Genomic DNA, 7,407 nt, shown 5'->3' on the forward strand with positions numbered 1-7,407 from the left:
GGTACAGGGGTGCCCGGTGCGGTGCTGCTGGCCGCCGAGTCTAGGTCGGCTCCCTGTGCGGATCCCGGACGCAGGGCCGACCGCCGGGGCGGGCCGCCGGGCGGGCGCAGGGCGGTCAGTACGCTTCCCCGGTGACACCCGAGCAGTTGCGCGACGTCGTCCGGACCGCTGTGAGCGGCGCCGTCGCACGCGGGACCCTTGCCGTCGAGGTGCCCGAGGACGTCGTCGTCGAGCGGCCCAAGAACCGCGCCCACGGCGACTACGCCACCAACATCGCGATGCGGCTGGCGAAGACGGCGGGCATCCCGCCGCGTGCCGTGGCCGAGGCCCTGGCCGAGGAACTGCGTGCGCAGCCCTCGATCGCCGCCGTCGACGTCGCCGGGCCGGGCTTCCTGAACATCACCCTCGCCGAGGGTGCGCTGGGGAGGATCGCGGTCCAGGCGGTGTCCGCCGGCGAGGACTACGGCCGCACCGACGCGCTGGCCGGGCAGCGGATCAACCTCGAGTTCGTGTCGGCCAACCCGACCGGGCCGGTGACCCTCGGGTCGACCCGGTGGGCCGCGGTCGGGGACGCGATCGCCCGGCTGCTGGAGGCCAGCGGCGCCGACGTGAGCCGCGAGTACTACGTCAACGACGCGGGGGCGCAGATCGAGCGGTTCGCCCGCAGTCTCCAGGCGGCCGCGCTCGGCCGGCCGATCCCGGAGGACGGCTACCAGGGCGACTACATCGAGCCGGTGGCGCAGCGGGTGCTCGCCGACACGCCGGGGCTGCTCGACATGCCCGAGCAGGAGCAGGTCGCCGTCTTCGCCGAGAAGGGCGTCGCGGCGATGGTCGCCGACATCCGCGCCACGCTCGAGGGCTTCGGAGCGCACTTCGACACCTTCTTCTCCGAGCGGAGCCTGCACGAGTCCGGTGCCCTGGAGAAGGCGCTCGCGACGCTGCGCGAGCAGGGGCACGTGTTCGAGCGCGACGGCGCCGTCTGGCTGCGGACGACCGACTTCGGCGACGACAAGGACCGCGTGCTGGTGAAGGCGGACGGCGAGCCGACCTACTTCGCCGCCGACTGCGCCTACTACCTCGACAAGCGGCGCCGCGGCTTCGACAAGGTCGTGATCCTGCTGGGCGCCGACCACTCCGGCTACGTCGGGCGGTACAAGGCGCTGGTGGCGGCGGCCGGGGACGACCCCGCGACCCACCTGGAGATCCAGATCGGTCAGCTGGTCAACCTGGTGCGCAACGGCGAGCCGGTGCGGATGAGCAAGCGGGCCGGCAACTTCGTGCTGCTCACCGACCTGGTCGAGGCGGTGGGCATCGACGCGGCCCGGTACGCCCTTGCCCGTGCGTCGGTCGACCAGCAGATCGACATCGATGCCGAGCTGTGGAGCCGGAAGACCAACGACAACCCGGTCTTCTACGTGCAGTACGCCCACGCCCGCATCTCTTCCGTGCTGCGCAACGCGGCCGAGCTGGGGCTGTCCCTCGGCGAGGCGGGCGACGTCGACGTCAGCCAGCTGGGGCACGAGCGGGAGAACGACCTGCTGCGGGCGATCGGGGAGTTCCCCCGCGTGCTCACCGCCGCCGCCGAGCTGCGCGCGCCCCATCGGGTCGCCCGCTACCTGGAGGAGCTGGCCGGCACGTACCACCGCTTCTACGACTCCTGCCGCGTCCTCCCACGCGGCGACGAGGTGGCCGGCCCGCAGACCACGGCCCGGCTGTGGGTGTGCGCGGCCACCGCCACGGTCCTGCACAACGGGCTGACCGTCCTCGGTGTGCACGCCCCGGAGCGGATGTGAGGGCGCACCCGGCGGGGCCGCTGCACGGGAACATCTCCCAGCCGACGGCAGCGGGCGCGCCTCCGGCCGACCTCGGCGCGCTCGACCCGCACGTCTGGCCGCGGTCGGCGGAGCGGATCGACGGCGAGCTGCACCTCGGCGGCCGGTCGGTCACCGAGCTGGCCCGCGCCCACGGCACGCCGCTGTTCGTCCTGGACGAGGACGACCTGCGTGGCCGGGCCGCGGACTTCACCGCCGCCTTCGACGGCGCCGACGTGCACTACGCCTCGAAGGCGTTCCTCTGCGGGCAGGTCGCCCGGTGGATGGCCGAGGACGGCCTGCACCTCGATGCCTGCAGCGGCAACGAGCTCAGCCTGGCGCTGGCCGCCGGGTTCCCCGCCGAGCGGATCGCGCTGCACGGCAACAACAAGTCGGTCGTGGAACTGAAGCTGGCGGTCGACGCCGGGATCGGGCACATCGTCGTCGACTCGTTCGACGAGATCGACCGCCTGCTACCCCTGGCGGAAGCCCGGGTGACGGCGGGCGGCTCGCCCGTCCCGGTGCTCATCCGGGCGACCGTCGGGATCGAGGCGCACACCCACGAGTTCATCGCCACCGCCCACGAGGACCAGAAGTTCGGGTTCTCGCTGGCCACCGGCGACGCGCTGACCGCGGCCGTCCGGATCACCCGTGAGCCGCACCTCGAGCTCACCGGGCTGCACAGCCACATCGGCTCCCAGATCTTCGACACGGCCGGCTTCGAGGCCGCGGCGCACCGGGTCGTCGGGCTGCTGGGCCAGCTCCGGCAGGCGACCGGCGAGGTGCTTCCCGAGCTGAACCTGGGCGGCGGGTTCGGTATCGCCTACCTGTCCGAGGACGACCCCGTGAGCCCGGCCGACGTGGCGGCGCGGCTGCAGAAGGTCGTCGCCGCGGAGTGCGCCGAGCTCGACCTGCCCGTGCCCCGGCTGGCGGTGGAGCCCGGCCGCGCGATCGCCGGCCCCGGGACGATCACCCTCTACGAGATCGGCACCATCAAGCCGGTCCGCCTGGGCGCCAGCGGCGCGCCCGGCACCCCGCTGGTGCGCAACTACGTCTCGGTCGACGGCGGGATGAGCGACAACATCCGCACCGCCCTCTACGACGCGAACTACACCTGCGTGCTGGCCAACCGCGGCTCCGACGCCCCGCCGGCCCTGTGCCGCGTGGTCGGCAAGCACTGCGAGAGCGGCGACATCCTCGTGCGCGACCTCTGGCTGCCCGCCGACGTCGCACCGGGTGACCTGCTCGCCGTCGCCGCCACCGGCGCCTACTGCTGGTCGATGGCCAGCAACTACAACTACCTGCTCAAGCCGCCGGTCGTCGCCGTGAAGGACGGCGCGGCGACCGAGATCGTGCGGCGGCAGACGCTGTCCGACGTCTTCGCCCTGGACGCCGTGCTCGCCGACGTGCCCGCCCCCTCGCCGGCGCCGTCCCAGCCGGCACCGGAGCACCCGGTGGGAGCCCGCTCATGACGAAGCCCCTGCGGGTCGCCCTGCTGGGCTGCGGCACCGTCGGCAGCCAGGTGCTCCGCCTGATCGCCGAGCAGGCCGACGACCTGACCGCCCGGATCGGCCGACCGGTCGAGGTGGCCGGGGTCGCCGTCCGCCGCCCCGACCACCACCCCGACGTCCCGGCGCACCTGCTCACCACCGACGCCCAGGCGCTGGTGACGCGGGAGGACGTGGACCTCGTCGTCGAGGTGATCGGCGGGATCGAGCCGGCCCGCACGCTGCTGCTCGCCGCCATCGGCGCGGGCAAGTCGGTGGTCAGCGCGAACAAGGCGCTGCTGGCCGACGACGGCGTCGCGCTGCACGCCGCCGCCGCCGAGGCCGGGGTGGACCTGTACTACGAGGCCGCCGTCGCCGGGGCGATCCCCTTGCTCCGGCCGCTGCGCGAGTCGCTGGCCGGCGACCAGATCCGCCGCGTCGTCGGCATCGTGAACGGCACGACCAACTACATCCTGTCCCGCATGGCCGAGACCGGCGCCGGGTTCGCCGAGGCGCTGGCGGAGGCGACCGACCTCGGCTACGCCGAGGCCGACCCGACGGCCGACGTCGACGGGTTCGACGCCGCGGCGAAGGCGGCGATCCTCGCGTCGCTGGCCTTCCACACCCCGGTCACCGCCGCCGACGTGCACCGCGAGGGCATCTCCTCGATCACGGCGACCGACGTCGCGCGGGCGGCCGAGATCGGCTGCACCGTCAAACTGCTGGCGATCTGCGAGCGCGTGGGGAACGGCACCACCGACACCGTCGCGGTCCGTGTGCACCCGGCGATGATCCCGACCACGCATCCCCTCGCCGCGGTCGGCGGTGCCTTCAACGCCGTCTTCGTCGAGGCCGAGGCGGCCGGTCAGCTGATGTTCTACGGCCAGGGCGCGGGCGGGGAGCCGACCGCCAGCGCCGTCCTGGGCGACCTGGTCGCCGTGGCCCGGAACCGGCTCGCGGGCGCGTCCGGCCAGGGCCCGACCGGGTACGCCAAGCTCGCCGTCCGGCCGATCGCCGAGACGCCGACCCGCTACCACGTGAGCCTCGACGTCGCCGACAAGCCGGGCGTGCTGGCCACGGTCGCGCAGGAGTTCGCGCGGCACGAGGTGAGCATCTCGACCGTCCGCCAGGACGGGCACGGCGACGCCGCCACGCTGGTGATCGTCACCCACAGCGCGCCCGACGCGGCGCTGTCGGCGACGATCGCGGCGCTGCGCGACATGGCGGCCGTCCGGGCCGTGACCAGCGTGCTGCGCGTGGAGGGACTCTCATGAGTGTGTCGCCGGTCTGGCCGGGGCTGATCGAGGCCTACCGGTCGCGGCTGCCGGTGAGCGACAGCACCCCGGTCGTCACGCTGCAGGAGGGCGCGACGCCGCTGCTGCCCGCTCCGGAGCTGTCCCGCCGCACCGGCTGCGAGGTCTACCTCAAGGTCGAGGGCGCCAACCCGACCGGGTCGTTCAAGGACCGCGGGATGACGATGGCGATCAGCAAGGCGGTCGAGGAGGGCTCGAAGGCCGTCATCTGCGCCTCGACCGGGAACACGAGCGCGAGCGCCGCGGCCTACGCCGCCCGCGCGGGGCTCACCTGTGCGGTGCTCGTCCCGCAGGGCAAGATCGCGATGGGCAAGCTCGCCCAGGCGCTGGTGCACGGGGCGCAGCTGCTGCAGGTCGACGGCAACTTCGACGACTGCCTGGCGCTGGCCAGCAAGCTGGCGATCGACTACCCGGTGAGCCTGGTCAACAGCGTCAACCAGTTCCGCATCGAGGGACAGAAGACGGCGTCGTTCGAGATCGTCGACGTCCTCGGCGACGCCCCGGACATCCACTGCCTGCCGGTCGGAAACGCCGGCAACATCACCGCCTACTGGCAGGGCTACCGCGAGTACTCCGGCGACGGGCTCGCCACGCGGACCCCGCGGATGTGGGGCTTCCAGGCGGCCGGCGCCGCGCCGATCGTGACCGGGCAGGTGGTCGAGAACCCGAGCACCATCGCCACCGCCATCCGCATCGGCAACCCCGCCTCGTGGACGAAGGCGCTCGCCGCGCGCGACGAGTCGGGCGGCCGCATCGACGCCGTCACCGACCGGGCCATCCTTACCGCCTACCGCCTCCTGGCCCGCAGCGAGGCGGTCTTCGTCGAGCCGGCGTCGGCGGCCTCCGTCGCCGGCCTGCTCCAGGTCGCCGCGGCCGGCGAGCTGGAGCCAGGGCAGCGGGTCGTCTGCACCGTCACCGGCAACGGGCTGAAGGACCCGGAGTGGGCCATCTCGGGTGCGCCGGCGCCGAGGACAATCCCGGTGGACGCCGCCGCGGCCGCCGCGCAGCTGGGCCTCTGACGGCGTGAGCGTGCTGTCCCGGACGGTCGCCAGCGTCCGCGTGCCCGCGACCAGCGCCAACCTCGGTCCGGCCTTCGACTGCGCGGGCCTGGCCCTGACCTGCCACGACGTCGTCGAGTTCGCCGTCGTCCCCGAGGGGCTGTCCGTCGAGGTGCGGGGTGTCGGCGCCGGTGACCTCCCCACCGACGAGACGCACCTCGTCGTCCGCGCCTTCCGGGCCGCGTGCGACGAGCTCGGCTGGACGCCGTCCGGCCTGCGCGTCGTCGCGGACAACGGGATCCCGCAGGGGCGGGGGATGGGCTCCTCGGCGGCCGCCGTCGTCGCCGGTGTGGTCGGTGCCTGGTCGCTCTGCCCGGGCGTCGAGTCCGTCGACGGCAACGCCGTCCTGCAGCTGGTCACCGCGCTGGAGGGACACCCGGACAACGTGGCGGCGTGCCTCTTCGGCGGAGCGACGCTGAGCTGGACGAGCGAGCGCGGCACGTTCGCCGACACGCTGCCGGTCTCTCCGGAGGTGCTGCCGGTGGTGCTCGTGCCCCAAGGAACGCTCTCGACGCACGCCGCCCGTCGCCTGCTGCCCGACGTCGTCCCGCACGCCGATGCCGCCTTCAACGCCAGCCGGGCCGCGCTGCTCGTGCACGCCCTCATCGGCGAGCCCGGGATGCTGCTGGAGGCGACCGAGGACCGGCTGCACCAGCGCCAGCGCACCGCCGCGATGCCCGAGACGCTGGCGCTGATCGACCGGTTGCGCGCCGAGGGGCATGCCGCCGTCGTCTCCGGGGCCGGGCCGAGCGTGCTGGTGCTGACGCGGCGGCATCCGGAGGACCGGGCGGTCGACCCCGCAGGCGCCGTCCGCGTGCGGGAGGTGGCGGATCTCACCCCGACGGGGTGGTCGGTCCTCCCACTCGAGGTGGACCTGCGCGGTGCCACGGTTTCCCGGCCTGTCCAGCAGGTATCGTCTTCGTAACGAGGAACACGCTGGAACAGACCGGTGTTGTCCAGGGCATGGGTCGCGTCTAGGCTCACGGCGTAGCCGCCCACTCGGGCGAGCCTCGCGCGGGGCCGAAGCAGACGATCTCTCTTCGCCGCTGATCCGCCTCGCAAATTCTCCACCCCGTTTCCTTTTGCGCCCCGCCTCCGGGCCGGGTCCGACAGGGACCGGGCACCCCCTGCGCTAATAGAGGCGCAGGTCACCGCAGGGAAGGACCTGTACGTGAGTGAATCCACCGACCTCGTCACGAGCGGCGCGCAGGACGCAGCCGGCCCGGGCGAGGCACCTGCCGCTTCTGGGACGGCGGGCAGCTCCCGCCGCCGCGGCAACGGTCTGTCCGGGATGCTGCTCCCCGAGCTGCAGCGACTGGCGGCCGAACTGGGCATCTCCGGCACCGGCAAGATGCGCAAGGGCGACCTCGTCGCCGCCATCTCCGACCGCCAGGTCGGCGGCTCGGCGAACGAGCGCCCCGTGCAGGACGCCCCGGTGTCCGGCGGGATCGCCGCGACGGCCGCGCCCCTCGAGGCCCCGATCAGCGGCGGCGCCGGCGGAGGCCCCGTGACCGAGCCCGCCCAGGACGCCGCCGACGGAACCGAGCGGCCGGCCTCCGGACGCCCCGCCGTCCGGTCGCGCCGCGGCGCCAGCCGGCCGGCCGGCTCCCCGGTCGTCGACTCCGCTCCCGCCGAGACCACGACCGCCCCCGCCACCGGCGACGGCAGCGACGCCGCACCGACCGAGGGCGAGCAGCGCACCGAGGGCGAGCAGCGCGGCGAGGGCGACCGCCCGCAG

General features: G+C 74.1%; 6 protein-coding genes. All 6 read left to right on the plus strand.

Features of this window, described 5'->3' with window-relative positions; translation table 11 throughout:
- Window positions 1-131 precede the first annotated feature (131 nt).
- Complete coding sequence (gene argS / locus E4P39_RS19670) at window positions 132-1,793, plus strand: arginine--tRNA ligase (protein ID WP_135138282.1); 1,662 nt, start codon at window positions 132-134, stop codon at window positions 1,791-1,793.
- Window positions 1,790-3,283 (plus strand): diaminopimelate decarboxylase, encoded by a 1,494-nt coding sequence (lysA, locus tag E4P39_RS19675; RefSeq protein WP_135138283.1) that lies wholly within the window; start codon window positions 1,790-1,792, stop codon window positions 3,281-3,283. The genes argS and lysA overlap by 4 nt, the downstream gene beginning before the upstream one ends.
- Complete coding sequence (locus tag E4P39_RS19680) at window positions 3,280-4,572, plus strand: homoserine dehydrogenase (RefSeq protein WP_135138284.1); 1,293 nt, start codon at window positions 3,280-3,282, stop codon at window positions 4,570-4,572. Before lysA ends, E4P39_RS19680 begins: the two co-directional genes overlap by 4 nt.
- Window positions 4,569-5,630: a threonine synthase gene (gene thrC, locus E4P39_RS19685; RefSeq protein WP_167761987.1), complete on the plus strand. Its 1,062-nt coding sequence runs from the start codon at window positions 4,569-4,571 to the stop codon at window positions 5,628-5,630. Before E4P39_RS19680 ends, thrC begins: the two co-directional genes overlap by 4 nt.
- 4 nt (window positions 5,631-5,634) lie before the next feature.
- Complete coding sequence (thrB, locus tag E4P39_RS19690; RefSeq protein WP_135138285.1) at window positions 5,635-6,594, plus strand: homoserine kinase; 960 nt, start codon at window positions 5,635-5,637, stop codon at window positions 6,592-6,594.
- Between the two features lie 246 nt (window positions 6,595-6,840).
- Window positions 6,841-7,407: Rho termination factor N-terminal domain-containing protein (locus tag E4P39_RS23295; RefSeq protein ID WP_209306631.1), on the plus strand; the 567-nt coding region annotated here is incomplete at its 3' end.

This window comes from Blastococcus sp. CT_GayMR19 (assembly GCF_004570385.1).
Classification (GTDB): Bacteria; Actinomycetota; Actinomycetes; order Mycobacteriales; family Geodermatophilaceae; genus Blastococcus_B.

Coding starts and splice junctions, on each gene's coding strand:
- thrC (WP_167761987.1), top strand. CDS start 4,569: ATGAGTGTGTCGCCGGTCTGGCCGGGGCTGATCGAGGCCTACCGGTCG.
- E4P39_RS19680 (WP_135138284.1), top strand. CDS start 3,280: ATGACGAAGCCCCTGCGGGTCGCCCTGCTGGGCTGCGGCACCGTCGGC.